Source organism: Salinisphaera dokdonensis CL-ES53 (assembly GCF_040361215.1).
Lineage (GTDB): Bacteria > Pseudomonadota > Gammaproteobacteria > Nevskiales > Salinisphaeraceae > Salinisphaera > Salinisphaera dokdonensis.
In genome coordinates this window covers 487,442-510,158 of the sequence record NZ_APND01000002.1, presented here as the reverse complement: position 1 = coordinate 510,158, position 22,717 = coordinate 487,442, and the positions used below count along the sequence as shown (strand labels likewise).

20 protein-coding genes, 2 pseudogenes and 1 riboswitch are annotated in these 22,717 nt (G+C 64.1%); of the genes and pseudogenes, 11 read left to right on the top strand and 11 right to left on the bottom strand.

The annotated features are described in order from the left end of the window. Positions 1 to 13 precede the first annotated feature (13 nt). Together SADO_RS08195 and SADO_RS08190 are read right to left on the bottom strand one after the other, a co-directional pair. Positions 14 to 1,600, bottom strand: coding sequence for a GMC family oxidoreductase (locus SADO_RS08195; RefSeq protein ID WP_353110688.1), 1,587 nt, complete (start codon positions 1,598 to 1,600; stop codon positions 14 to 16). A gap of 14 nt (positions 1,601 to 1,614) precedes the next feature. Next, on the bottom strand, positions 1,615 to 2,181 hold the full coding sequence (locus SADO_RS08190) for a tat (twin-arginine translocation) pathway signal sequence (RefSeq protein WP_353110687.1): 567 nt from the start codon (positions 2,179 to 2,181) through the stop codon (positions 1,615 to 1,617). Between the two features lie 193 nt (positions 2,182 to 2,374). Here SADO_RS08190 and SADO_RS08185 point away from each other — a divergent pair, with 193 nt between their 5' ends. Further along, positions 2,375 to 2,698 carry a ribbon-helix-helix domain-containing protein gene (locus tag SADO_RS08185; protein WP_353110686.1) on the top strand — a complete coding sequence of 108 codons (324 nt, stop codon included), beginning with the start codon at positions 2,375 to 2,377 and terminating at the stop codon, positions 2,696 to 2,698. A gap of 143 nt (positions 2,699 to 2,841) precedes the next feature. Here the strand turns inward: SADO_RS08185 and metH are convergent. The 3 genes and pseudogenes from metH to SADO_RS08170 all read right to left on the bottom strand — a co-directional run. Next, positions 2,842 to 5,535 (bottom strand): annotated as a pseudogene (gene metH, locus SADO_RS08180) (methionine synthase); the annotation flags it as partial. Positions 5,536 to 5,589: 54 nt separating this feature from the next. Then, positions 5,590 to 5,976: a GxxExxY protein gene (locus SADO_RS08175; RefSeq protein ID WP_353110685.1), complete on the bottom strand. Its 387-nt coding sequence runs from the start codon at positions 5,974 to 5,976 to the stop codon at positions 5,590 to 5,592. A gap of 52 nt (positions 5,977 to 6,028) precedes the next feature. Continuing rightward, positions 6,029 to 7,057: pseudogene (locus SADO_RS08170) on the bottom strand (homocysteine S-methyltransferase family protein); the annotation flags it as partial. A gap of 181 nt (positions 7,058 to 7,238) precedes the next feature. Then, a riboswitch (cobalamin riboswitch) is annotated at positions 7,239 to 7,476 on the top strand. A gap of 157 nt (positions 7,477 to 7,633) precedes the next feature. Between SADO_RS08170 and btuB the strand changes: the two are divergent. The 4 genes from btuB to SADO_RS08150 all read left to right on the top strand — a co-directional run bounded on the left by btuB (position 7,634) and on the right by SADO_RS08150 (position 11,697). Next, positions 7,634 to 9,523 (top strand): TonB-dependent vitamin B12 receptor, encoded by a 1,890-nt coding sequence (gene btuB / locus SADO_RS08165; RefSeq protein WP_353110684.1) that lies wholly within the window; start codon positions 7,634 to 7,636, stop codon positions 9,521 to 9,523. A gap of 87 nt (positions 9,524 to 9,610) precedes the next feature. Beyond that, positions 9,611 to 10,195 (top strand): hypothetical protein, encoded by a 585-nt coding sequence (locus SADO_RS08160; RefSeq protein WP_353110683.1) that lies wholly within the window; start codon positions 9,611 to 9,613, stop codon positions 10,193 to 10,195. Beyond that, entirely contained in the window at positions 10,196 to 10,771 is a 576-nt protein-coding gene (locus SADO_RS08155; protein WP_353110682.1) for a cob(I)yrinic acid a,c-diamide adenosyltransferase, read from the top strand. It abuts the gene before it with no gap. Positions 10,772 to 11,043: 272 nt separating this feature from the next. After that, positions 11,044 to 11,697, top strand: coding sequence for a class I SAM-dependent methyltransferase (locus tag SADO_RS08150; protein ID WP_353110681.1), 654 nt, complete (start codon positions 11,044 to 11,046; stop codon positions 11,695 to 11,697). Between the two features lie 31 nt (positions 11,698 to 11,728). On the opposite strand, the gene SADO_RS08145 is transcribed toward SADO_RS08150, so the two are convergent. Further along, complete coding sequence (locus SADO_RS08145; protein WP_353110680.1) at positions 11,729 to 12,958, bottom strand: MFS transporter; 1,230 nt, start codon at positions 12,956 to 12,958, stop codon at positions 11,729 to 11,731. After that, complete coding sequence (locus tag SADO_RS08140) at positions 12,955 to 13,392, bottom strand: MarR family winged helix-turn-helix transcriptional regulator (protein ID WP_353110679.1); 438 nt, start codon at positions 13,390 to 13,392, stop codon at positions 12,955 to 12,957. The genes SADO_RS08145 and SADO_RS08140 overlap by 4 nt, the downstream gene beginning before the upstream one ends. 198 nt (positions 13,393 to 13,590) lie before the next feature. On the opposite strand from SADO_RS08140, the gene SADO_RS08135 reads away from it, so the two are divergent. The 3 genes from SADO_RS08135 to SADO_RS08125 all read left to right on the top strand — a co-directional run bounded on the left by SADO_RS08135 (position 13,591) and on the right by SADO_RS08125 (position 16,726). Then, on the top strand, positions 13,591 to 14,751 hold the full coding sequence (locus tag SADO_RS08135; protein WP_353110678.1) for a TAXI family TRAP transporter solute-binding subunit: 1,161 nt from the start codon (positions 13,591 to 13,593) through the stop codon (positions 14,749 to 14,751). Between the two features lie 80 nt (positions 14,752 to 14,831). Then, positions 14,832 to 15,632 (top strand): SDR family NAD(P)-dependent oxidoreductase, encoded by an 801-nt coding sequence (locus SADO_RS08130; RefSeq protein ID WP_353110677.1) that lies wholly within the window; start codon positions 14,832 to 14,834, stop codon positions 15,630 to 15,632. A gap of 134 nt (positions 15,633 to 15,766) precedes the next feature. Then, on the top strand, positions 15,767 to 16,726 hold the full coding sequence (locus tag SADO_RS08125; RefSeq protein ID WP_353110676.1) for a tetratricopeptide repeat protein: 960 nt from the start codon (positions 15,767 to 15,769) through the stop codon (positions 16,724 to 16,726). A gap of 30 nt (positions 16,727 to 16,756) precedes the next feature. On the opposite strand, the gene SADO_RS08120 is transcribed toward SADO_RS08125, so the two are convergent. The 4 genes from SADO_RS08120 to SADO_RS08105 form a co-directional block, all read right to left on the bottom strand. After that, positions 16,757 to 17,941: a GGDEF domain-containing protein gene (locus SADO_RS08120; RefSeq protein ID WP_353110675.1), complete on the bottom strand. Its 1,185-nt coding sequence runs from the start codon at positions 17,939 to 17,941 to the stop codon at positions 16,757 to 16,759. A 139-nt stretch (positions 17,942 to 18,080) separates the two neighbouring features. After that, positions 18,081 to 18,560 (bottom strand): nucleoside deaminase, encoded by a 480-nt coding sequence (locus tag SADO_RS08115; RefSeq protein ID WP_353110674.1) that lies wholly within the window; start codon positions 18,558 to 18,560, stop codon positions 18,081 to 18,083. Between the two features lie 47 nt (positions 18,561 to 18,607). Further along, positions 18,608 to 19,690, bottom strand: coding sequence for an NAD(P)H-dependent flavin oxidoreductase (locus SADO_RS08110; protein WP_353110673.1), 1,083 nt, complete (start codon positions 19,688 to 19,690; stop codon positions 18,608 to 18,610). A gap of 88 nt (positions 19,691 to 19,778) precedes the next feature. Continuing rightward, positions 19,779 to 20,312: a cupin domain-containing protein gene (locus SADO_RS08105; RefSeq protein ID WP_434547897.1), complete on the bottom strand. Its 534-nt coding sequence runs from the start codon at positions 20,310 to 20,312 to the stop codon at positions 19,779 to 19,781. Between the two features lie 126 nt (positions 20,313 to 20,438). On the opposite strand from SADO_RS08105, the gene SADO_RS08100 reads away from it, so the two are divergent. From SADO_RS08100 to SADO_RS08090, 3 genes are all read left to right on the top strand, one after another. Beyond that, positions 20,439 to 20,885, top strand: coding sequence for an acyl-CoA thioesterase (locus tag SADO_RS08100; RefSeq protein ID WP_353110671.1), 447 nt, complete (start codon positions 20,439 to 20,441; stop codon positions 20,883 to 20,885). Between the two features lie 13 nt (positions 20,886 to 20,898). Next, complete coding sequence (locus tag SADO_RS08095) at positions 20,899 to 21,396, top strand: GNAT family N-acetyltransferase (RefSeq protein ID WP_353110670.1); 498 nt, start codon at positions 20,899 to 20,901, stop codon at positions 21,394 to 21,396. Positions 21,397 to 21,513: 117 nt separating this feature from the next. Then, positions 21,514 to 22,710, top strand: coding sequence for a GGDEF domain-containing protein (locus SADO_RS08090; protein ID WP_353110669.1), 1,197 nt, complete (start codon positions 21,514 to 21,516; stop codon positions 22,708 to 22,710). The last annotated feature ends 7 nt before the right edge of the window (positions 22,711 to 22,717 follow it).

Below are 22,717 nucleotides of genomic sequence, written 5' to 3'. Positions count from 1 at the left end.
TGCCAGACCGCGATCAGATCGCGCGTTTGTCCATCCGGCCGGCGATATAGTCGGCTTGGCGCAGCGCCAGCGACACGATCGTCAACGTCGGGTTCTCGGCGGCACTGGTGGTGAACTGGCTGCCGTCGGAGATGAACAGGTTGGCGATCTCGTGGCTCTGGCCATGGCCGTTGCAGACGCCGTCCTCGGCGCGTTCGCTCATGCGGCAGGTGCCGAGATTGTGGGTCGAGGGGTATGGCGGCGTGCGATAGACACGCGTGGCGCCGACCGATTCGTACAACGCAGTGCCCTGTTTGTAGGCGTGTTCGCGCATGGCCGCGTCGTTGGCGTGGTCGGCATACCAGACATCCGCGACCGGCAGGCCGTGCTGGTCCTTGAGGTCGTGGTTGAGGCTCACGCGGTTGCGCTCCTGCGGCAGGTCTTCGCCGACGATCCACATGCCGGCCATATGCCGGTAGTGGTCCATCGCGTTCGCGAAATCGGCGCCCCAGGCGCCCGGGTTCAAAAACGCCGCGGTGAAGGCCAGGCCCAGCGAGATCGTCTCGAACTCGTAGCCGCCGGCAAAGCCGCGGCTGGTGTCGTGGCCGGATTCGTCGCTGATGATGCCGGCCATGGTCGTGCCCTTGTACATCTCGACCGGTTCCTCGAACACGCCATAGACCGAGGCCGTGGTGTGGCGCATGTAGTTGCGCCCGACCTGGCCGGAGCCGTTGGCCAGCCCGTCTGGAAACTGCTCGCTGGCCGAATTGAGCAGCAGCCGTGGTGTTTCGATCGAGTTGCCGGCGATCGCCACGGCGCGTGCTTTCTGGCGGCGGGTATTGCCGTCACGGTCGAAATAGACCACCGCGCTGGCCTGGCCTTTTTCATCGTGCTCGATACGGGCCACGTGGGCGCCGGTACGCATTTCGGCATGACCGGTGGCGAGTGCGGCCGGGATCTCGGTGAACAGCGTCGACCATTTCGCCGAGAACTTGCAGCCCTGGAAACAGAAACCGCGCTGCATGCAGTGATGGCGGCCGTCCTTGTTGATGCTGTTGATCGCCATATGCCCGGTCGAGCATTCGGTATAGCCGAGTTTCTTGGCGCCGGCGTGCATGACCTTGAAGTTATTGTTGCCGGGCAACCCCGGCAGGCCGTTAGTGCGGGTGACGTTGAGTTTCTTCTCGGCCTGGTCGTAGTAGGGAGCCAGCTCGGCGAGCGTGATCGGCCAGTCGAGCAGGTTGGCGCCGTCGATATCGCCATAGGTCGAGCGCGCCTTGAACTCGTGTTTCTGCAGGCGAAGGCTGGCGCCCGCCCAGTGCACCGTGCTGCCGCCGACGGTCTTGCAGATCCAGGCCGGCAGCTGCGGGAAATCGGTGGCCACACGCCATTCGCCCGATGCGGTGCGCGGGTCGTTCCAGGCCAGCTGGGTGAACGACGGCCATTCGTCGGCAATGAAATCATCCGGTGTATGCAGGTCGCCCGCCTCCAGCAGCACCACGTCGATGCCTTTCTGGGCGAGCCCGTTGGCGAGGGTGCCGCCGCCAGCACCGGAGCCCACGATCACCACCACGCTGTCGTCGTCGGCGGCGAATGTCTTCTGGTTGTCGTACTGTCCCATGGTTTCGCCCTCCTTCAAGACGCGCTGGCGCCGGGGATCGGGCCGCTCGCGCTGGCCGGCAAATCCGGCAGCCAGTGCAGATCATTGAAGCCGCGATAGAGATAGCCCGGGTCACCCTTCGGCCCCGGGTAACCGAAGTGGGCATAGGCCATGTCGTTGCTGTAGAGCGAGACCACGGCCGTGCTGCGCACCTTGGCGAAGAACGGTGTGCCTTCGAGCGCGGCCACGCGATCCAGGCGTTCGTCGGCGTCCAGATCCAGCCAGCGGCCGTCGGCCTCGGCGTCCAGCTGTTTCACGCTGTCGGCCAGCAGCGCGTGCGTGTCTTCGCTTTCTGCGGCGGCATCCAGATCCTTGACCACCAGCGCATAGACGGCGTCGTCCAGCGTTTCGTGTGGATACAGATGGCGGCTGAACTGCAGCAGCGTGCGGCTCTGGTGTTCGTCGAGATGGCGCAGTTCGAGCGCCCAGCTACGGGAGGGGGTGATCAGGGCAATGGCGCCGCTGGAAGCAGCGAGCGTGCCCATCAGCACAGCACCGCTTCCCTTCAGGAAGCCGCGCCGTGACAGGACGGTCTCGGACATGATGCTCTCCTCGGCCCGGCAGGTCGCAGTGCGCCTGCCGTGTATTTATCGGTTCTCCTTCGAGCCTAGCCTTCGCCTGTCCGTGCGGTGGTATTAAGGCGTTACTACATTGCCCTCGGTGCGACGAAGGGATAGGTTCAAGATACATGGAGAGATCGCGCCGCGCGGCTGCGGCAGCAGGAGCAGGCTTGGCATGTGCAATATCTATGCGTCCGCGAACCCGAAACGCTACGAGAGCACGACACGATCGGTGCGTCTGCAGGGATTCGTGACCAGCGTCCGGCTGGAGAACGAATTCTGGGAAATACTGGAAGGCCTGGCGGCGGCCGAAGGACGATCGGTGTCCAATTTCATCAGCACGCTGCACGGCGAGGTGGTCGAGCGACAGGGGGCCGTCGCCAACCTGACGTCCATGCTGCGTGTGGCCTGCGCGATCCACCTGCATGGCCGTGTCGCGGAGAGCGATGACGACGCGTCCGCGGATACGCGCCCGCTGCGGCTGTCGACGGGGACCTAGCGGGGCCGCTCCTTAGGACGACGCGTCGGCGCGGCTGCCATGGCGGCAGAGGAAGCCACAATCGACCGCCTTGCCGCCGGCCACCGCTTTGCGTGGCAACGGGTGCGATCGATGCGCTCCCGTTGCCGGTTCCCATCCGCTGATCAGCCGCCCGGCTCGTAGCCCAAGTTCGGGCCGATCCACTTTTCGGCGGTGGCGATGTCCCAGCCCTTGCGCTCGGCGTAATCCCGAACCTGATCCTTGGCCACGCGCCCGACCACGAAGTAGCGCGATTCGGGATGGCTGAAATACCAGCCGGATACCGCCGCGCCGGGCCACATGGCGCGGGACTCGGTCAGCTCGATGCCGGTGTTGGCCTCCACGTCGAGCATCTCCCAGAGCGTGTCCTTTTCGGTGTGTTCCGGGCAGGCCGGGTAGCCCGGCGCCGGGCGAATGCCTTCGTACTTCTCGCCGATGAGTTCCTCGTTTTCCAGCGATTCGTCCGGCACGTGGCCCCATAGATCGGTACGCACGAACTTGTGCAGCCATTCCGCGAAGGACTCGGCCAGCCGGTCGGCCAGTGCTTCGACAAGAATCGCGTTGTAGTCGTCGTGCTCCGCCTTGAAGCGCTCGACGATCGCTTTCGAGCCGAGCCCGGCGGTGACCGCGAATCCGCCGACCCAGTCGTGCCTGCCCGAGTCCTCGGGGGCGATGAAGTCGGCCAGCGAGCGATTGGGCACGCCCTTGCGGTGCTCGGTCTGCTGGCGAAGATTGCACATGACGTGCAGCGTCTCGCTCCGATCGTCGCTCAAAACGTGGATATCGTCGCCGACGCGCTGAGCCGGAAACAGGCCGGCCACCGCCTGCGCCGTGAGCCATTTCTCGTCGACGATCTGCTTGAGCATGGCCTGGGCGTCGTCGAAGAGCTTGCGCGCTTCCGGGCCCTTGTTCGGATCGTTGAGGATATTCGGGTAGCGGCCCTTCATCTCCCAGGACATGAAGAACGGCGTCCAGTCGATGGTGTCGACCAGTTTCTCGATCGGGAAATCCTTGAACACGTACATGCCGGCCTCGTTAGGCTCGCCGTAGCCCGGCGGTGCCTGGCGCTCGGCGAAATCGGTGGTTGCCGGAAGTTTCGGCCGCGGCGGTTCGTAGTTCTCCCAGTCCAGGGCGACGCCGTTGGAGCGCGCGTCGGCCAGGGTCAGGAACTTGTCCTTCTTCTTGTTGGCGTGGCGCTCGCGCAGCTTGTCGTAGTCTTCCTTGAGCTCGGCGACCAGTTTCTCGCGTGCATCCTTGCTGACCATGCGTGAGGCCACCGGCACCGAGCGGCTGGCGTCCTTCACCCACATGACCGCGCCGTCGTAGGCCGGGTCGATCTTGACCGCGGTGTGCGCACGCGACGTGGTCGCGCCGCCGATCAGCAGTGGCGTGGTCATCTTGCGGCGCTGCATCTCGGCGGCGACGTTGACCATCTCGTCCAGAGAGGGCGTGATCAGGCCGGACAGGCCGATCACTTGGGCGCCGTGCTTTTCGGCGGCGTCGAGGATGTCGGCCATCGGCACCATCACGCCGAGATCGATCACCTCGAAGTTGTTGCACTGGAGCACCACGCCGACGATGTTCTTGCCGATGTCGTGCACGTCGCCCTTCACGGTCGCCATGATAATGGTGCCGTTGTTGGAGCCCTTGTCTTCGTCGGCCTTCTCTTCCTCGATATAGGGCATGAGATAGGCCACGGCCTTCTTCATCACGCGCGCGGACTTCACCACCTGTGGCAGGAACATCTTGCCGTCGCCGAACAGGTCGCCGACCACGTTCATGCCGTCCATCAGCGGGCCTTCGATAACCTCCAGCGGCTTGTCGGCCTTCTGGCGGGCTTCTTCCGTATCCTCGGTGACATAGCTGTCGATGCCCTTGACCAGGGCGTGCTCGAGGCGCTTGTTGACCTCGAAATCGCGCCAGGCCAGATCTTCCTTCGAATCCTTCTTCTTGCCTTTGCCCCGGTACTCTTCAGCGAGATCGAGCAGCCGCTCGGTGGCGTCCTCGCGCTTGTTGAGGATTACGTCCTCGCAGGCTTCGCGCAGCTTGTCGGGGATGTTGTCGTAGACCTCGAGCTGGCCGGCGTTGACGATCGCCATGTCCAGGCCGGCCGGGATCGCGTGGTAGAGAAACACCGAGTGCATCGCCTGACGGACGGTCTCGTTGCCACGAAACGAGAACGACACGTTCGACAGCCCGCCGGACACGTGACAGCCCGGGCAGGACTCGCGGACACGCTTGGTCGCGTTGATGAAATCGACCGCGTAGTTGTTGTGTTCCTCGATGCCCGTGGCGATCGCGAAGATATTCAGATCGAAGATGATGTCTTCGGGCGGGAAGTCGATCTCTTCGGTGAGCAGCTTGTAGGCGCGCTCGGCGATCTCGACCTTGCGGTCTTCCGTATCGGCCTGGCCCTGTTCATCGAAGGCCATCACGACCACGGCGGCGCCGTAGTCGAGACAGGCCTGGGCCTGTTCGAAGAACTTCTCTTCGCCTTCCTTGAGCGAGATGGAGTTCACCATCCCCTTGCCCTGGATACACTGCAGCCCGGCCTCGATGACCTCCCATTTCGAGGAGTCGACCATTACCGGCACCTTGGCGATGTCCGGCTCGCCGGCGATCAGGTTCAGGAACTTGCGCATGGCCTCGACCGAGTCGAGCATGCCCTCGTCCATGTTGATATCGATGACCTGGGCGCCGTTTTCGACCTGATCCCGGGCAACGTTCAACGCGGTGTCGTAGTCCTCTTCCTTGATCAGGCGCATGAAGCGCTTGCTGCCGGTGACGTTGGTGCGCTCGCCGATGTTGATGAAGCTGGTTGCTGAGGTCATAAAGCAGTTATCCGCAGATTTCGCAGATGAAAACGAAAAGAATCAGGATGTTGCGTCCGGGCGCGTGATGCGTCGGTATTGCAGGCTGGTCTGGCCGAAATTGATCAGCAGGGCTTTGTCGATACCGCAGGCTTTCAGGCAGGCCAAGACCCGCGCATGGTCCCTGTCGGTCAGCGTATCGAGTGCTGCCAGTTCGACGAGCACATTATCGAAACAGAGAAAATCCGCGTCATAGGCCGCGGCCAGCGCTTCGCCCTTGTATTCGATGGTCAGCGGCAGTTCACGGTGAAACGCTATCCCGCGCGCTTCGAACTCGAGGGTGAGCGCCTCGTGATACACGGGCTCGGCAAAGCCCTGGCCGAGTACACGGTGTACTTCCATGGCGGCGCCGAGCACGGCATAGGTTTCGTCATCCCGATACGTGGCCATCAATTCAGTACGCGCTGAAGCGGTTGGATATGAGGCGCGTTCATGCCGAGGCCGTGAACGGCTCGAGGCCGGACAGGCGCATCGCGCGCTTGATGTCGGGACGTTGGCGCGGCGTCTTGCCGGCGACGGCCTGGGCGATGGCGCCGATATGTTCCGGTGTCGAGCCGCAGCAGCCGCCGGCCATGTTGAGCAGGCCCGCTTCGGCCCACTCACCGATGTGCTCGGCCATTTCGTCCGGCTGCAGATCGTACTCGCCGAACTCGTTGGGCAGACCCGCGTTCGGGTAGGCGTGCGTGTAGCAGGGCGTGATGCGCGACATCTCGGCCACGTACTGGCGCAGCGCATCCGGGCCCAGTGCGCAGTTCAAGCCCATGGTCAGCGGGCGGGCGTGGGCGACCGAATTGTAGAACGCCTCGGTGGTCTGCCCCGAAAGCGTGCGGCCCGAGGCGTCGGTGATCGTGCCCGAGATCATCAGCGGCACGTCGACGTTTCGCTCGCGCAGCAGCTTGCGATAGGCGTAGATCGCGGCCTTGGCGTTCAACGTATCGAAGATCGTCTCCATCAGGATGATGTCGACGCCGCCGTCGAGCAGTGCTTCGGCGGCTTCACCGTAGGCTTGCGCCAGCTCGTTGAAATCGGTGTTGCGCTTGCCGGGGTCGTTGACGTCCGGCGAGATCGAGGCGGTGCGGTTGGTCGGCCCGATCACACCGGCCACCCAGCGCGGCTTGCCCGGCGTGGCATATTCCTCGGCGACCTCGCGCGCGAGCTTTGCGGCCTCGACGTTCATTTCCCAGGCCAGATCGGCCATGTGGTAGTCGGCCTGGGCGATCGTGGTCGACGAAAAGGTGTTGGTGGTGATGATGTCCGAGCCGGCCTCGGCATAGGCGGCACTGATCTCGCGGATGAGATCCGGGTTGGAGAGCGTGAGCAGGTCGTTGTTGCCCTTGAGATCGCTCTCCCAGTCCGCGAAACGCTGGCCGCGATACTCGGCCTCGTCCGGGTCGTGGTTCTGGATCATGGTTCCCATGGCGCCGTCCAGCACGAGAATGCGCTCGGCCAGCGCGTCTGTAAGATCGCTCATCGTCCCAATCCTGCTAAAGCCTGCTGAATATTGGCGGTGATTATATCCGCTTATCCGGATACACAGAAAAGCGGCGGGCCTTGATGCATGCGATTCCGGCGTCCAGACGGTGCCGATCGAGTGCTTCTGGCGCGGCCTGAAGCCCGGCACGAGCGGCTTGACGCCGTATGCAAAGGCTCTCTACGCTTGCGATGCTACAGGTGTCCGCCGGCCGATGGTCGACGGATTAAACGGGAAGCCGGTGCGTCGATGCGTGAAGTGTCGATCATTCCGGCGCTGCCCCCGCAACGGTAGGCGAGTCGACGGCGTCGTATCAGGCCACTGGGTTATCGGTTGCACACCGACCCCGGGAAGGCACGACGCTCGGGCCTGATGGCCAACTCGCGAGCCCGGAGACCGGCCTGTACGACTTGGGGGTCTGGCATCGCGGTGGGCGATGGGCTGGCATGGAGACAATTGCGCGCCGAGCGGTATTTCGGCGCTCGAGTTTTCTATCCGGTTCGTCACGTCTGCGCCTTGTCCGACAGATATCTGTCCGACGCGCGGGTGAGCGCGCTCGTTGTACGAGGGGAACCGATGAACCACCGTTGTCTGCCTGTTGTGGCACTGCTGGGCTGTGCCGTGCTGCTGCCCGTGAATATCGCCGCTGCTGCTGCGCCTGCCGAAGATGCCGCCGACGGGCTCGACGATATCGTCGTCACGGCCACGCGCACGCCGCAGCGTGAAAGCGCCACGCTGGCGCCGACCACCGTCATCACGCGAGAGGATATCGAGCGGTTGCAGCCGCGCACTACCTACGATCTGTTGCGCCGCTCGCCGGGCGTGTCCGTGGCCAATCAGGGCGGCCAAGGCAAGCTCACGTCCATCTTCATGCGCGGCACGGAATCGGATCACGTGCTGGTGCTGGTCGACGGCATCGAGTACCGGCGGGCGACCTCCGGCCAGCCTGCGATCGAGGACCTGCCGGTCGACCAGATCGAGCGTATCGAGATCGTGCGCGGGCCGCGTTCCTCGCTGTACGGCTCGGAGGCGATCGGCGGCGTGATCCAGATCTTTACCCGCAGCGGCGAAGGCATACGCGGCACCCAGCCGAGCTTCTCGATCGGTGGCGGGAGCGACGACACCTTCGAAACCCGCGCCGGCCTGGCCGGCAATGACGGCAAGACGCACTACAACATCAGCGTGTCGCGTTTTCAGACCCACGGTTTCGACGCCTGCGACGGCGAATCCGTGACTGCGGGCGGCGGCTGCTTTGCTGACGAGCCCGACGACGACGGCTACGAGCGGGTCTCGGGCGCGCTCAACTTCGGCCATCGTTTCGACAGCGGCGTCGATTTCGGTCTGAACCTGCTGCGCGTGGAAAGCGAGAACGAATACGACGGTTCGATCTTCGTCGGCAACGAGTCGGATGCGATCCGCCAGGTGCTCGGCACCACGCTGGACTGGCAGGCGACAGAACTGTGGCGTACCAAACTCACGGCGGGCGCCAACTGGGACGAGAGCGAAAACTACTTCAACGGTGTTTTCGTGAGCCGTTTCGATACGCGCCGCAACAGCCTGTCCTGGCAGAACGATTTCGATCTCGGGAATATCGGGCTGTTCACGCTGGGCGCGGACCACGACGAGGACAACCTCGACAGCAGTACTGACTACGACGGCACCACCCGCGACAATACCGGCGTGTTTGCCCAGTATCTCGGCGATGCCGGGCGCCATCACGTCCAGCTCGCCGGTCGCTACGACGACAACGAGCAGTTCGGCAGCCAGACCACCGGTTCGGCGACCTACGGTTTCGATCTCACCGAGCGCTATCGGCTGATGACGTCCTATGGCACGGCGTTCAAGGCGCCGACCTTCGACGAGCTGTATTTTCCCGGCTTTTCGAATCCCGATCTCGATCCTGAAACCTCCGACTCGATCGAAGTGGGGCTGGACGCCACCCAGGACTGGGGCGATTGGTCGCTGCATGCCTACCAGACCGATATCGACAACCTGATCACCAACGCGGATACCGACGGCGATGGTTTCGTGGATACGCCGGTGAACGTGTCCGAGTCGCGCATCCGCGGCGTCGAGGCCAGCCTGGGCACGGCCATCGCCGAATGGCAGATCAATGCGCAGGCGACCTGGCTCGATGCCGAGAACCGGAACGATGGAGCCAACCGGGGCAACGAGCTGATTCGCCGGCCCGAGCATTCCGTACAGCTGGATGTCGATCGCGAATTCGCACGCGTATCGGTCGGCGCCAGCCTGTTCGTGGCCGATTCCAGCTACGAGGACCTGGCCAACGAGAACGAACTCGACGCCTACCAGCTGGTGGATCTGCGGACCGGCTACCGATTCGCCAAGAACTGGCAGGTCGAAGCCCAGTTGAATAATATTTTCGACGAGACCTATCAGACATCTCGCTTCTTCGAGCAGCCGGGACGCCGCCTGTTCGTGACCTTGCGTTATGCTGCCTGGTAGCAACGCGCGTGCCGCCAGCCGGCGTGGCGCGCCGATCTTGAACACTTTGAAGCGCTTGAAGCCGCAACCGACCAGAAAGGCCAACCGATGACGCATCCTCTGTCGACAAAAAATCAGCTGCTTGTCGCCGGCGCGCTCGCGCTGTTCATGGCCGTGACCCGCAGCCCACAGGTGCCCGGCGGCGATCTGCTGCACGGCGGCTCCTGGGCGGTGTTCTTTGCTGCCGGCGTGTATCTGAATGCCGCGCTGGCCTTGCCGGCGCTGCTGGTGCTGGCCTTCGTGCTCGATGCGGTGGCCGTGGGCTGGTCCGGCGTCAGCGCCTATTGCTTCACCCCGGCTTACGCCATGCTGCTGCCTGCCTATGCCTCGCTCTGGGGCGCGGGCCGCTGGTATGCCAGCCAGCATCGCTTCGCCTGGTCCACCGTCGCGCCGCTGGTGGCCAGCGTGCTGGTAGGTGCGCTGCTCTGCGAAGCCTTCTCGAGCGGTGGTTTCTACTGGCTGTCCGGCCAGTTCGCTAACCCGAGTCTTGCCGAGTTCGCGGCGCGCGAGGTCACTTACTTCCCGGCCTATCTCGCCACGATGGCCTTCTGGGTCGCCGCGACGGGCGTCGCGCATGTCGCGCTCGTGACCCTGAGTGGTCGCGATACGATCGCCGGCGATCCGGTGTCCTGATTGAGTACAGGCGACACGAAAAAGGCGCGGGTCTATACCCGTACCGGTGACGAGGGCACCAGCCAGCTGCTCAGCGTCGGGCGGGTGCCCAAGGATCATCTACGGCTGACGGTTTACGGCGATACCGACGAACTGAATAGCCTCGTCGGCATGGCCATCGCACAAGGGCTGAGCGCGCCGCTGCCGGCCCAGCTCGATATCGTCCAGCACCGTCTATTCGTGCTCGGCTCGCAGATCGCGGTGCCCAATCCCGAGGCAGTCGGTTTCGAGATCCCGAGCATCGCCACGGCCGATACCGACGAGATCGAGGGCTGGATCGATGCCGCGGATGTGGAACTGCCGGCATTGAAGAACTTCATCCTGCCCGGCGGCAGTCAGGCGGCCAGCGTGCTGCATATGGCGCGCACGGTCTGCCGGCGCTGCGAGCGTGACCTGCAGAGCTTGCACCACGTCGATCCCGTGTCCGCGCCGGCGCGCAGTTTCGTTAATCGTCTGAGTGACTATTTCTTCACCGCTGCGCGCTATGAAAATCTCAAACGCGGCGTTGCCGACGTGGCCTGGAGTGCGCGCACGTGAGGACGGTCGCGACGCGGCTCGAGGGCTATTCAAGCCGGAAGTCACGATAGAGCCCTAAAAATGCATTCAACATGCATGAATAGCGCGCCGATAGCTTTTTGCATGTGGGTGTTGTCGGCGATGCAGTTTCGTCAAAACAGCGCCTTGTCGCCGAAAACATCACGAATTCAGGCCTTACAAGCCTGACGCGCTGCAACATCACGGAAACATTAAGGTGGGGTTGCAGCAAAGCACGTAGGCTCGTCGCTCGTTTTTTCAATCCCGGCGCATACGTGCAGCAAGCCAGATCCACAAAGCCGTTCAGGCAGGCCGACAGCGGTCGTGACTATGCCGTGCGTCGTTATCGCGGCTTCTTCCAGCGCCTGGTCGCCCGTCGCGAGCAGCGGCTGGCCGCCCGCCTGCTGGAGCACCCACATCCGACATGCAATGGCCATATCGCGGACATTCCCTGTGGATACGGGCGGTTCTACCCGCTGCTCAAGGGCATGAACCTGCGGGTCAGCGCCATGGACCAGTCCCAGGCCATGGTCGACATCTATAGTGGGAACGCGGATTTCTGCGACGGCGATCACGCCGAGCAGGCCGATGTGCTCAAGCCGTTGCCGGCGACCGCTGACGGGGCCAGCCGCGCGCTGTGCGTGCGCCTGTTCCAGCATCTGCATCATCCCGAGCTGCGCATCAAGGCATTGCGCACGCTGGCGGCCAATCAGCGCCAGATCGTGATGACCTATTACGACGACGGCTCGCTGCATTACTGGAGCAAGCGTCTGCTGATGCGCCTCAAGGGCAAGAAAGTGCGCGTGAAGATGATTCCGCGCCGCGATTTCGAATCCGAGGTCGCCGAGGCGGGCCTGCGCATCGTCAAGCGCATCAAGCTCTTCCCCGGCATCCATGCCCAGACCTGGGTGCTGCTGGCGCCGGCCTAGCCGCGCCTGGCAGCCCGCCTAGCCCGCCGGCTCAGGCCCTGGCGGGCGTCGCCGTGATCGGCGAAACCGGCGTATCGCGGATCGGCCAGTGCAGGGCCGCCGCGACCAGCGCCAGCACGATGGACGCGACCCATGTCTGATCGTAGGAGCCGGTGAGGGTGTAGGACCAGCCCGCCGCCCAGGCGCCGAAGAAGCTGCCGAACTGGTGGCTCATGAACACCACGCCGAACAGCAGCGACAGATGCCGCATGCCGAAGATCTGCCCGACCAAGCCGCTGGTCAGCGGTACGGTGCCCAGCCACAGAAAGCCGATCGCGGCGCTGAAGATCAGCGCGCTGGCCGAAGACAGCGGCATCAGGACGAATAGCGAAATCACCCCGGCCCGGCCCAGATAGAGCCAAGTGAGAACATGTTTCTTGCGATAGCGATCGGCACAGAAACCGAAATAATACGACCCGAAGATATTGAACAGCCCGATCAGGGCCAGCGAATTCGCGCCGATCGAGGCATCCAGCCCGCCGTCACCCAGATAGGCCGGCAGGTGGGTCGATAGGAAGGTGATATGAAAGCCGCAGACGAAGAATCCGGCATTCAGGAGCAGGAATCCCGAATGGCCCGAGGCACGCCTTAGCGCCTGCCACGACCCGGTATCCACGCCGTCGGCGAGTTCGTCGCGCGGCGCCCGGCCGGTCACCCCGCGTGCGAGCGCGATGATGATGAGCATGAGGCCGGCCAGCACGAGCAGGGTTTCGCGCCAGCCGGCCACGCCGATGATTTCCTGGGTGAACGGCACAACCAGAAACTGGCCGACCGAACCGCCGGCGGTAACGATGCCGAACGCCCGCCCGCGCTGCTTTTCACTGACCACCCGGCCGATGGCACCGAGAACGACCACGAAGGTCGTGCCGGCCAGCGCCAGGCCGACGAGCACACCCAGGCTCGCATTGATGCCCAGCGCGCTGCCGACCGTTGCCGCCAGCGCCAGGCCGCCCGCATAGAGCAGCGCACCGGCGACAATCACGCGCCCCGCGCCGTGGCGGTCGGCGGCCGCGCCGACGGACGGCTGGACGAGGCCGAACAGCAGGCTCTGGATCGCGATTGCCAGGCCGAAGCTCTCCCGGTCGATGGCGATATCACCGGACATCGGCAGCAGGAACAAACCGAATGCCTGACGCGCGCCCATCGACAGCGTGACGATGGCGGCGCCGCAGGCCACCATCACCCACGGCGATACGCGGGCCGGGTTTTCGATGGCACTCATGGTGCGGGGATCTCCAATCGTTCGAGCAGGCGGAACAGCGTGTCGTGTTCACCGTCGAGGCGTGCGTCGGCGGTGCGTTGGGCCTGTTTCCAGAGGGGGGCAGCCTGTCTGAGCGTCGCGTGCCCCGTGTCGGTCAGCCGTGCTTCGCGCGTGCGCCGGTCCGCCCCGCGGCGGATCTCGATCCAGCCGGCGCTTTCGAGCGGGCGCAGGGTACGTGCGAGCGTGCTGCGTTCATGGCCGCTGGATTCGGCCAGCGCACGCACGCCGATCGGGCCCAGATGCTCAATGTGTCGGAGCAGCGAGAACTGCGCCACGTTCAATCCGGCAGGCGCGAGCGCCGTATCGTAGAGCGCCGTCAACGCGCGGGCGCCGCGACGTACCCGCGCACAGATGCATGGATTGCTGCCGACGGATTTGGGTGTATATGCACGCATTTGGGTGATCCTATACGCGAACGTAGCCGCCTGCACGTTTTCGTCGAGTGTCGTCGTTTGAGGCCACGGGTCTGCGTGGCAAAGGATGCAACGCTTTGCTCGCCCGACGTAAGACGGATTGCGCTGCCCTGTCGATCGTGCAAAAGTCGCTCGAAACGCTATTTCATAAAACGAAAGCCAGCCATTGGAGGAGAACCCATGCTGCAATCGATTGCCCGACGTTCGTTGGCATTGCTCGCCGCGACCCCGTTTGTTGCGCTGTGTCTGTTCATGACCGCCACGAGCGCTCAGGCCCAGGACATGCCCCGCACCATGATCTGGACGTCCTACGATCTCGGCGCCTCTGGCCATGCCGAGGCCTCGGCCATCGCCGATGCGTTTGGTCGCGAATACGGCATGCGTGTGCGGATCCAGCCCTCGGGTTCGGCGATCGGCCGCCTGCAGCCGATCCTCAACGAGCGCGCGGATATCGGCTTTCTCGGCAACGAAGCCTTCTTCGCCACGGAAGGCCTGTTCGATTTCGCCACCCCGCGCTTTGGGCCGCAGGATCTGCGCGTGCTCATGGGCAAGGTCAATTCCTTCGGCATGGCCGTCGCGGCCGATACGGGCATCGAGTCGGTGGCCGATGTCGAAGGCAAGCGCGTGGCCTACCCGGCCGCCAATCCGTCGAGCAGCCTGAAGTGCGACGCAATGCTCGCCTTCGCCGGGCTGAGTCGTGATGACGTCGAAGTGGTCACGTTCCCGACCTATGCGGCCACCATGGCCTCGCTGTCGGAGAACAAGGCCGACGTCACCTGCACCGTGACCGCCACCGGCCAGATGTATGAACTCGCCGAATCGCCACGCGGGATCAAGTGGCTCGATCTTGATGCCAGCGACGAAGCTGGCTGGGCGCGCCTGAACGACGTCGCGCCGCTGTTCAAACCGGTATCGGAAGCCCAGGGTGCCGGCCTGTCGGAAGACAATCCGGCCCAGCTCATGGCGTATCGCTATCCGGTGCTCACCGTGCGCTCGGATATGGATGACGACACCGCCTATGCCGTTACCAAGGCGCTGGACGAGACCTACGGCATGTACAAGAACGCGACGGCTACCGCGCCGCGTTATGCGATCAAGCAGGCGGCCGTTCCGCCGATCGATGCGCCGTTCCATCCGGGTGCCGTGCGTTATCTCAAGGAGATCGGCGTCTGGAACGACGACTCCGAGCAGTGGAACGAAGCGCGGCTCGAGCGTCTGAACGCGCTGCGTGCGGCATGGGACGAAATCGTCGACCAAGGTGAGGAGCTCGACGACGACGCGTTTGCCGACCTGTGGAGCGAGCGCCGCGAAGAGGCACTGGCCGAACTCGAAGCACAATAGCCAGCGCCGAACGCCACCTGCAAAGCGCTCGTCCGGCTGTCGCCGGGCGGGCGCTTTCGTCCTTGAGGAGGAGAATAGTCATGACCGCAAGACTCGAGAACAAGATCGCCATCATCACTGGCGCGACCAGCGGCATCGGCGAAGCCACGGCGCGCCGCTTTGCCGAGGAAGGCGCCACGCTTATGCTCGCCGCTCGCAGCGTGGACAAGGGTGAAGCGCTGGCCGCCGAGCTCGGCGACAAGGTCGCCTTCACGCGTACCGATGTGAGCAACGAAAGCGAGATGGCCGCCCTGATCGATGCCACGGTCGAACGCTTCGGCCGGCTCGATTGCCTGTTCAACAATGCCGGCGCTGGCGAGCGCAGTACCGCCGAGACCATCGACGAAGCCAGCTTCGATCATTTCATGCGGCTGCTCGCCGGCAGCGTCGCATTCGGCATCAAGCACGCCGCACGGGTGATGAAAGCCCAGGGCAGCGGCAGCATCATCAACAACGCCAGCATCGCCGCGCACCGGCTCAACCAGGGCGGCTATCTGTATTCCGGCGCCAAGGCCGCGGCGGCCCATTTCACCCGGATCGCCAGCGTCGAACTCGGCGAACACGGCATTCGTGTGAACGCCATTTCGCCCGGCGCGATCGCCACGCCGATCTTCTGGGGCGGCTCGGCTCGTGCGCAGACTCTTTCCGACGAGGAAAACGCGGCCAAGCTCGATAAGCTCACCGGCAATCTGGCCGGCGCCACGCCGCTGCCGCGTTCCGGCTATGCGGTGGATATCGCCAACGCCGCGGTCTTTCTCGCCAGCGACGAGGCAGCGTTCGTGAATGGCCACGATCTCGTCGTCGACGGCGGCCGGATCCAGATGTTCAACGAGAAAGGCTAGATAGCGAGGGCGCGGCGCCGCCGGGCCTGCTAATCTCGGCCACGGGGGTTCGTCGAAGCGTAGCGCGCGATCCAGCGCGCCGCGTGAGGGAGGGCATGCACGTGGTCTGTTCGCGATTCTGGCGTGGCGTTTCTGTGTTTTTGCTGGCTGTCTGCCTGACGCCGGCCGGCGCTCAGCCGGCCGGGTTTGGCGAGTCTACGCCGGCCACTGGCCAAGAGAAGGTCGCACGCGACATGGTGCGCGCGCTCAAGGCCTATGCGGTTTACAAGTCCGGCGATTTCGAAGCAGCCCGCGCCCGCTACCGTACGCTCGCCGAGCAGGGCAGCGTGCCGGGCATGACCAATCTCGCCAGCATGTATGCCGCGGGCGAAGGCGGGCGCCGCAGCCAGGAACAGGCGCTGTACTGGTATACAAAGGCTGCTCGTAGGGGCGATGCGAACGCCATGTACCAGGTGGCCAGGGCCTACCGCACAGGGCGCGGCGCACCCACCGACGCGGCACTTGCCGATCGCTGGTATCGCGCCGCCGCGGAACACGACAACCCGCGGGCGCAGTGGGTGATCGGCCGTCGCCTGTACCGTCGTGGCGACCATCTCGCCGGGCTGGACTGGATTCGTACCGCGGCCTGGAACGGCAATGACCCGCGGGCCCAGCAGTTTCTTTCCGAGCGCGGAGAGGGCCGGCAAGTGGAAACGACGCTGGATTCCACCCGGCGCGCCGCCGTACTCGAGGCCCTCGCGGCTATCGACGCGGCCGCCCAGGCGCAGGACGCCGCCGGTATTGCGCAGCAGATCTCGGCCGATGCCGAGATCCGTGTCCGTCGGCCCAATGGCGCCGGCTGGACGCAGCTCACGCGTGCCGAGTTCGAAACCCTATGGCGCGACACCTTCGAGCGTGCCGACGATTACGCCTTTCGCCGTGCCGAGCCCGATCTTCTCGCAGCCGACGAGGGCGTGCTGGCGTTTTCCGAGATCGAAGAGCGTCTCGCCTCGGGCGCCGATGTGCGCACGCTGGATCTACACGAGAGCGCCACCTTGCGGGTGGTGGAGGGCGTGGCGGTTATCGAGCGGTTGCGTCTGGATATTCGCGACTGAGCGCCAGCGCGTGGATGGCAGCGCGGGCGCTCAGTTTGAGCGCACCTGATCGCGGCCACCGTCCTTGCCGGCATACAGCGCAAGGTCCGCACGCAGGATGAGGTCGGCGATGTCTTTATCCTCTTCCGTCAGCGTGGTTACGCCGAACGTCGCTGTCAGCCGGAAATTGTGGGCCCCGGCCTGAATATTTGCCGCAGCAAGACTCAGGCGTAGCCGCTCGGCGAATGCCACGGCGTCGTCGACCGTGGTCTCGGGCAGAATCAGCACGAACTCCTCGCCGCCGATGCGCCCGAGTATGTCCGCATCTCGCATCGCGACTCGGCAGATATCGGCCAGCGCGACCAGGGCGGCATCGCCTGCGCCGTGCCCATAGGTATCGTTGACGTACTTGAAACGGTCGATATCGAGCACGCATATGGACAGCGGCCGGCCATAGCGGATCGCGCGTCGGCGCTCCTGGGCGAACAGGGCTTCATAGTCGCGACGATTACTGGCGCCAGTGAGCGGATCGGTGCGCGCCTGACGTCGCAACTCCAACTCCAACTCGCGACGGCGCTCGATCTCCTGCTCGGCCTGTTCGAGCGCGGCGAACTCACTGCGGCGGACCACGTCGAAGCGATACGCTGCCATGCCACCGGCCATGCCAGGCATGAACAGCATCAAGGCCAGCACTGCCATACGCAACGCACTGGTTTCGCTTATATTCAGCGCCACACAGATCATGGTGCCCACAGCGCCGTAGAGCGCCGCGCCGACCGCGAGCATGGTGCGGTTGGGCACAAGGACAAACACGCCCATGATCAAGACGATCGTCAGCGCGGCGAGCCAGCGGATTTCATCGTCTGCACTGATGAAGTAGACAGCAAAGACCTGCGTGAAGCCCAGGATCGTCACGGCAGTGATGAGACGGCCGTCGGTCGCCAACGCCGGTTTTTGCTTGATCCACATCGCGCAGCCGCCCAGCAGGCCCACAAACGCCACGCGGCAGCCGAGCATCAAAAAGTATTGCGCGCCTGCGCCGTAGTAGTGCAGGTCGCTCAGGCTGAAGGCCAGCCACAGCGCACCCCAGACGCCGATTACATGGCGCAGATGACGCGCAATACGGTGCTGCACGCTCTTGCGATAGCGCTCTTCGGTGTTCGGGTCGGCAAATTCGCCGAGCAGGCGCGCTATGGCGTAGCGGGCGCCTGCCGCATGCGCATCGGATGTTGGCACAGTGGTTCTTCTCGTTCGCCGGCGTCGGCTGGCCCGGATGTGACGGTCGCGCCGGCCGGGCCGGTGTGGTTTTTTTCTTTTCGCTCTTAGAGCTATCGGCCGGCGACGACGAGTTTTCAGTCGCCTGTCGCGCTTGCGCCTAGCCGCGGCCGTGGCGTTGCGCGTGCAGGTGGCGGATCTGCACAGCCAAGGAATCGACCGGCCCCTCGACGCGCACGGCGGGGGCAATTTCATGCACCGGACGCGGCGTGACTGGCGGTAGTTCTACCCCGAATTCGGTCAGCCAGTCGACCAACTGGGCCGAAGAGCTGGCGTAGACGATACGCCCGAGCCCCACCCAGCCGTGTGCAGCGGCACACATCGGGCAATGCTCGCCGGACGTGTAGACGGTAGCAGCTTCACGCTCTTTGGCCGTCATATGGGCCGCGGCCCAGCGCGCCAGCGCGAATTCCGGGTGCTGGGTAGCATCGCCACCGGCTATGCGGTTGCGATCTTCAGTCCGTACCTGGCCCTGTCCGTCCACAAGGACGGAGCCAAAAGGCTCGTCGCCCGCTGCCAAGGCTTCGGCCGCCAGCGCCACGCAGCGTCTCAAGTGCGACATCTCAGCTTCGCCGATCATTTTATGCGCCCTATCCGTCTGACTTTACGAAGTTTCCCGTGAAACATTCAGTCGCTATCGTTTTTGACACCGTCGATATAACGCGCGTAGTCGGTGATCAGCGAATCAAGCAAATCTGCCGCGGCCACCTCCCGCGAGAGTGCAGCCGCCTGCCCGGCCCATAGCGACATGAAAGCCTCGTCGCCGGCTTGTCCGGCAGCCGCGCGAATATCCTTCGTCCAGGCGTTCTGCACCGGGTAATCGGGCAGCGCCGGCTCCAGTGACGCCATGGCCGCGATGAACCGATTCGCGAGCCCGCGAGCGGGTTTGCCGGAAAACGCTCGAGTCACCATCGTTGCGCGTTCGCCGCTGGCGAGCAGCGCTTTTTTATGGGCCGTCTTGGCGCCGCTTTCGTGACAGGTCAGGAAGGCACTGCCCATCTGAACGCCCTGCGCGCCGAGCGCGGTGGCGGCTGCCAGACCGCGACCGTCCATGATGCCGCCGGAGGCGATTACCGGCACATCGACGGCATCGCAGATCTGGGGAACGAGTGCCATGGTGCCGACCAAGGCCTGTTCGAAGCTGCCAAGGAAAGTGCCGCGATGCCCGCCCGCCTCGGCGCCCTGGGCCACAATCAGGTCTACGCCGTCCAGCGCGAGCGCGCGCGCCTCGGCGACGGTGGTTGCGGTGCCGATCACGGTAGTGCCGCCAGCGTGCAGGCGTTCGATACGGCCCGATTCGAGCTGGCCAAAGGTGAAACTGAATACGGAAACGCCGGCGCTTGCCACGGCTTCGAACTGGTCTTCGAAAGACTGTGCGTATTGCGTGGGCGGCGTCGGTCGTTCTATCGCGAGCTCGCGACGAAAATCGTCCAGGCGGGCGTTGGCCTGCTCGACACGATCGTCATCGACAGCGAATGCGTTCGGTATGAACAGGTTCACCGCGAAGGGACGATCCGTGAGTTCGCGGGTGCGGGTAATCGCAGCCTCGAGCGCCTCGGGGGGCATGTAGCCGGCGCCGATCGAACCGAGTCCGCCGGCGTTCGATACAGCGGCCACCAGTTCCGGCGTGGTGGTCCCGCCGGCCATCGGCGCCTGAATCACGGGATAGGTGATATTCAGTCGGCGGGTCAGATCGTTCTGCAGCCCCATGTGGCGATACTCCTTGCTCGTCGTTCGCGAGATCGAGATCTTTATTGTGCATGGCTCGGCCGCCATGGACAGAACAGTCGATCGGTGGTCAACGCCAGAGTGAGACCAGAGCCCCCTCAGCGCCCGCAACGGGATCCTGCTCTGGCACAGTCAGCGTGGCGATTCGATCACGGGCTGCGCCGAGGTCGACTTGGCCCGGCCGGCACAGATCCCAGTCTTGCTGATCGGGTGGGTAGGCGGCGACCAGTTCGAAATTCACGCTCGCCTGGATACGGCAGTGGCCAGTCCCGGCAGGCAGGATGACGACGTCACCCGGCGCGATGTCTACCGTTTCCCCTTGTTCGCCACCGAGCATCAGCATGGCCGTGCCGCTTGCAACGCCAAGGACCTCGTGCGCGTTCGAATGGTAGTGGTGGTAGTCGAATACGCCGCCACGCCACTGTGGCGGCCAGCCGTGCGATGCGAATAGCTGTTCCAGCCGGTTCGCCAGCCCGTCTTGATCGGCGGCGTTCGCACGATAGATGAGCACGGGATGGCGACTGTTGGGGATGCTGTTGTCGTCGGCGAACCGGCGAGCATACGGCTTGGGCGTGTCGCTACCAAAAATCGCTTGCTGAATCATGGGTGTGGCCTGCGATGAGCGGGCGCTGCTGGTAATGTGCTCGGTCAGAATGACAGATCGCATCCCTTTTCTCTGCATACGGCCCATGCCGCTCGGCGTGGCGCGTTTGCCCGGCCGGATAACGCTATGAGCACCGCCCCTTTTCGCTACCGGTTCCGCGTGCGCTATAACGAATGCGACGCCCAGCAGGTCGTGTTCAATGCCCGCTACGCGGACTATGTCGATCTCGCGATGACCGAGTTCATGCGTGCGCTGGGGCGGGATTATCAACAGCTTCTGGCGCGCGGGCTCGACAATCAGGTCGTCAAGCTGACGCTCGAGTGGCAGGCACCCGCTCATTTCGACGAGGTGCTGGATGTCCAGGTACAGGTTATCCGCGTCGGACGGACATCGTTTGCGATCGAATACGACATCGTGCGCGCCGAGGACGGCACACCGCTGTGTCGTGCCGAAGCGACCTATGTGCTCATGACGACCGAGCCCTTCGCCAAGACGCCGATTCCCGACGATCTGAAACAGCGCTTCGAGCAGGGCGCCCCGGGGCAGATCATCGACCACAGCGGCAGTGCCTAGGAGAGCGTCGACCATGACCGCGATCCGCAGATTCCGTGGCGACGACTGGGCCGAGCTCTGGGCCTTGATCGAGCCGGTCTTTCGTGCCGGCGAGACCTACAGCTACCCGACCGATATCTCCGAAGAGCAGGCGCGAGCCGTCTGGATCGAGCAACCGGTCGCGACCTTCGTGGCTGTCGATGCGGGGACCGGTGAGCTGCTGGGTACCTACTTCCTAAAACCGAACCAGCCCGGACTTGGCAATCATGTCTGCAACTGCGGCTACATCGTCGCGACGAAAGCGCGCGGCCGGGGCGTGGCATCGGCGTTGTGTGAACACTCGCAGAGCGAGGCCATTGCCCACGGCTTTCGTGCCATGCAGTACAACCTGGTGGTCGAAACGAATACCGGCGCCGTGCGATTGTGGCAGCGACTCGGTTTCGAGATCGTGGGGCAGTTGCCCGGCGCGTTCCGCCACCCTGTCGAAGGCGAAGTCGATGCCTTCGTGATGTACAAGAGGCTCACGGGCTAGTGGATTGTGCCCGCTTTCTGCGGGGTTTACATCGTGCTCACAACGCGCGCAACCGTTAAGATGAATTTTCGGGGCAAGGGTTCCGCCCGTTCGTTGGCCCGCAACGAAGGACTGTAGATGACCTTTCGTGAGGCGAACACGATTGTGCGTCGCGGCGCGCGGGAACTCGTGGGCTGGCTGCGGCATATCCACAGTGCCGAATACCTCACGACCAAGGCAGAGGACTTTCGCCTGTTCACCCGCGGCGCGTTGGTGATCACGGCGCTTTTCGTTTTGCTGACCATCTCCTGGGATTACGCGATCGATCCCGACAACGCCGGCCGCGCTGTCTGGCTTCGCCTGGTCCAGTGCGGGGCGATCGTGGTCTGGACCCTTGCGAGTTGGCGCAACATTCATTCGTTCACGGCGCGGATCGGCGCAATGCTCATGCCGCTGGTGGCATCTGCGGCATTTATCCAGATCCTTTCGATCCTGGAGAACGGGCCGGTCTACGGCGTCGGCGGTTTTCTCTATTTCTTCATATTCGGGCCGTTTCTCGTGGTCGGGCAATCGATCACGTTTGCGGTTCTGGTCCTCACCCTGATCTGTGTCTTTCCCATGCTGGTCGAGCCGCTCGGCCTGTCTGCGGGGCTCGATTGGCGTGTGTACAACGCCTATGTCTGGATGGGATTCCTGCCTATCGTCTGTATCCAGTTGCTGTGCGAATTCCTGTATTCACGGGTGTTCATCTATCGCAGCCAGGTCGAGGCGCTTGCCGTGACCGATGCCCTGACCGGCCTCGCCAACCGGCGCTATTTCCTGATCGAAGGCAAGCGGACCCTCGAAGGCCACAGGCGCAGCCGCCGCAAGGTGAGTCTGATGTTTGTCGATATCGATCATTTCAAGCGCATAAACGATACCTATGGCCATGCCACGGGCGATGCCGCGCTATGCCACCTGGTCGAGACGCTGACGCCTTATATACGCCAGAGCGATCTGATGGCGCGTTTCGGCGGCGAGGAGTTCGTGGTGCTTTTACCGGAAACGGACTTCGACGAGGCGTTAGAGGTCGCCGAGCGGATGCGAGTCGCGTTGCGGGAGCGGCCTTTCACGATCCCGGACGTAGCCGACCGGACGCTCACCATGACGATCAGTGCTGGGGTGGCCACGTTCGAGCCGAATTTTGATGCCGACAGCGACGCGGATATTGACGTGCTGGTCCATGCAGCGGATCGCGCGCTCTACGACGCCAAGAACAACGGTCGCGACCAGGTCGCTGGCGCGCCGCTGAACAATGATGCGAGCCCGCCGGCGCAACCGCCACCCCACGCCTGAGCGGTGC

Bases quoted from the DNA above. Each gene is read 5' to 3' on its own strand.
- btuB (WP_353110684.1), top strand. From the start codon at position 7,634: ATGAACCACCGTTGTCTGCCTGTTGTGGCACTGCTGGGCTGTGCCGTG.
- SADO_RS08115 (WP_353110674.1), bottom strand. From the start codon at position 18,560: ATGATCGGCGAAGCTGAGATGTCGCACTTGAGACGCTGCGTGGCGCTG.
- SADO_RS08105 (WP_434547897.1), bottom strand. From the start codon at position 20,312: ATGATTCAGCAAGCGATTTTTGGTAGCGACACGCCCAAGCCGTATGCT.
- SADO_RS08190 (WP_353110687.1), bottom strand. From the start codon at position 2,181: ATGTCCGAGACCGTCCTGTCACGGCGCGGCTTCCTGAAGGGAAGCGGT.
- SADO_RS08145 (WP_353110680.1), bottom strand. From the start codon at position 12,958: ATGAGTGCCATCGAAAACCCGGCCCGCGTATCGCCGTGGGTGATGGTG.
- SADO_RS08175 (WP_353110685.1), bottom strand. From the start codon at position 5,976: ATGGCCACGTATCGGGATGACGAAACCTATGCCGTGCTCGGCGCCGCC.
- SADO_RS08160 (WP_353110683.1), top strand. From the start codon at position 9,611: ATGACGCATCCTCTGTCGACAAAAAATCAGCTGCTTGTCGCCGGCGCG.
- SADO_RS08130 (WP_353110677.1), top strand. From the start codon at position 14,832: ATGACCGCAAGACTCGAGAACAAGATCGCCATCATCACTGGCGCGACC.
- SADO_RS08195 (WP_353110688.1), bottom strand. From the start codon at position 1,600: ATGGGACAGTACGACAACCAGAAGACATTCGCCGCCGACGACGACAGC.
- SADO_RS08185 (WP_353110686.1), top strand. From the start codon at position 2,375: ATGTGCAATATCTATGCGTCCGCGAACCCGAAACGCTACGAGAGCACG.
- SADO_RS08135 (WP_353110678.1), top strand. From the start codon at position 13,591: ATGCTGCAATCGATTGCCCGACGTTCGTTGGCATTGCTCGCCGCGACC.
- SADO_RS08110 (WP_353110673.1), bottom strand. From the start codon at position 19,690: ATGGGGCTGCAGAACGATCTGACCCGCCGACTGAATATCACCTATCCC.
- SADO_RS08095 (WP_353110670.1), top strand. From the start codon at position 20,899: ATGACCGCGATCCGCAGATTCCGTGGCGACGACTGGGCCGAGCTCTGG.
- SADO_RS08100 (WP_353110671.1), top strand. From the start codon at position 20,439: ATGAGCACCGCCCCTTTTCGCTACCGGTTCCGCGTGCGCTATAACGAA.
- SADO_RS08090 (WP_353110669.1), top strand. From the start codon at position 21,514: ATGACCTTTCGTGAGGCGAACACGATTGTGCGTCGCGGCGCGCGGGAA.
- SADO_RS08140 (WP_353110679.1), bottom strand. From the start codon at position 13,392: ATGCGTGCATATACACCCAAATCCGTCGGCAGCAATCCATGCATCTGT.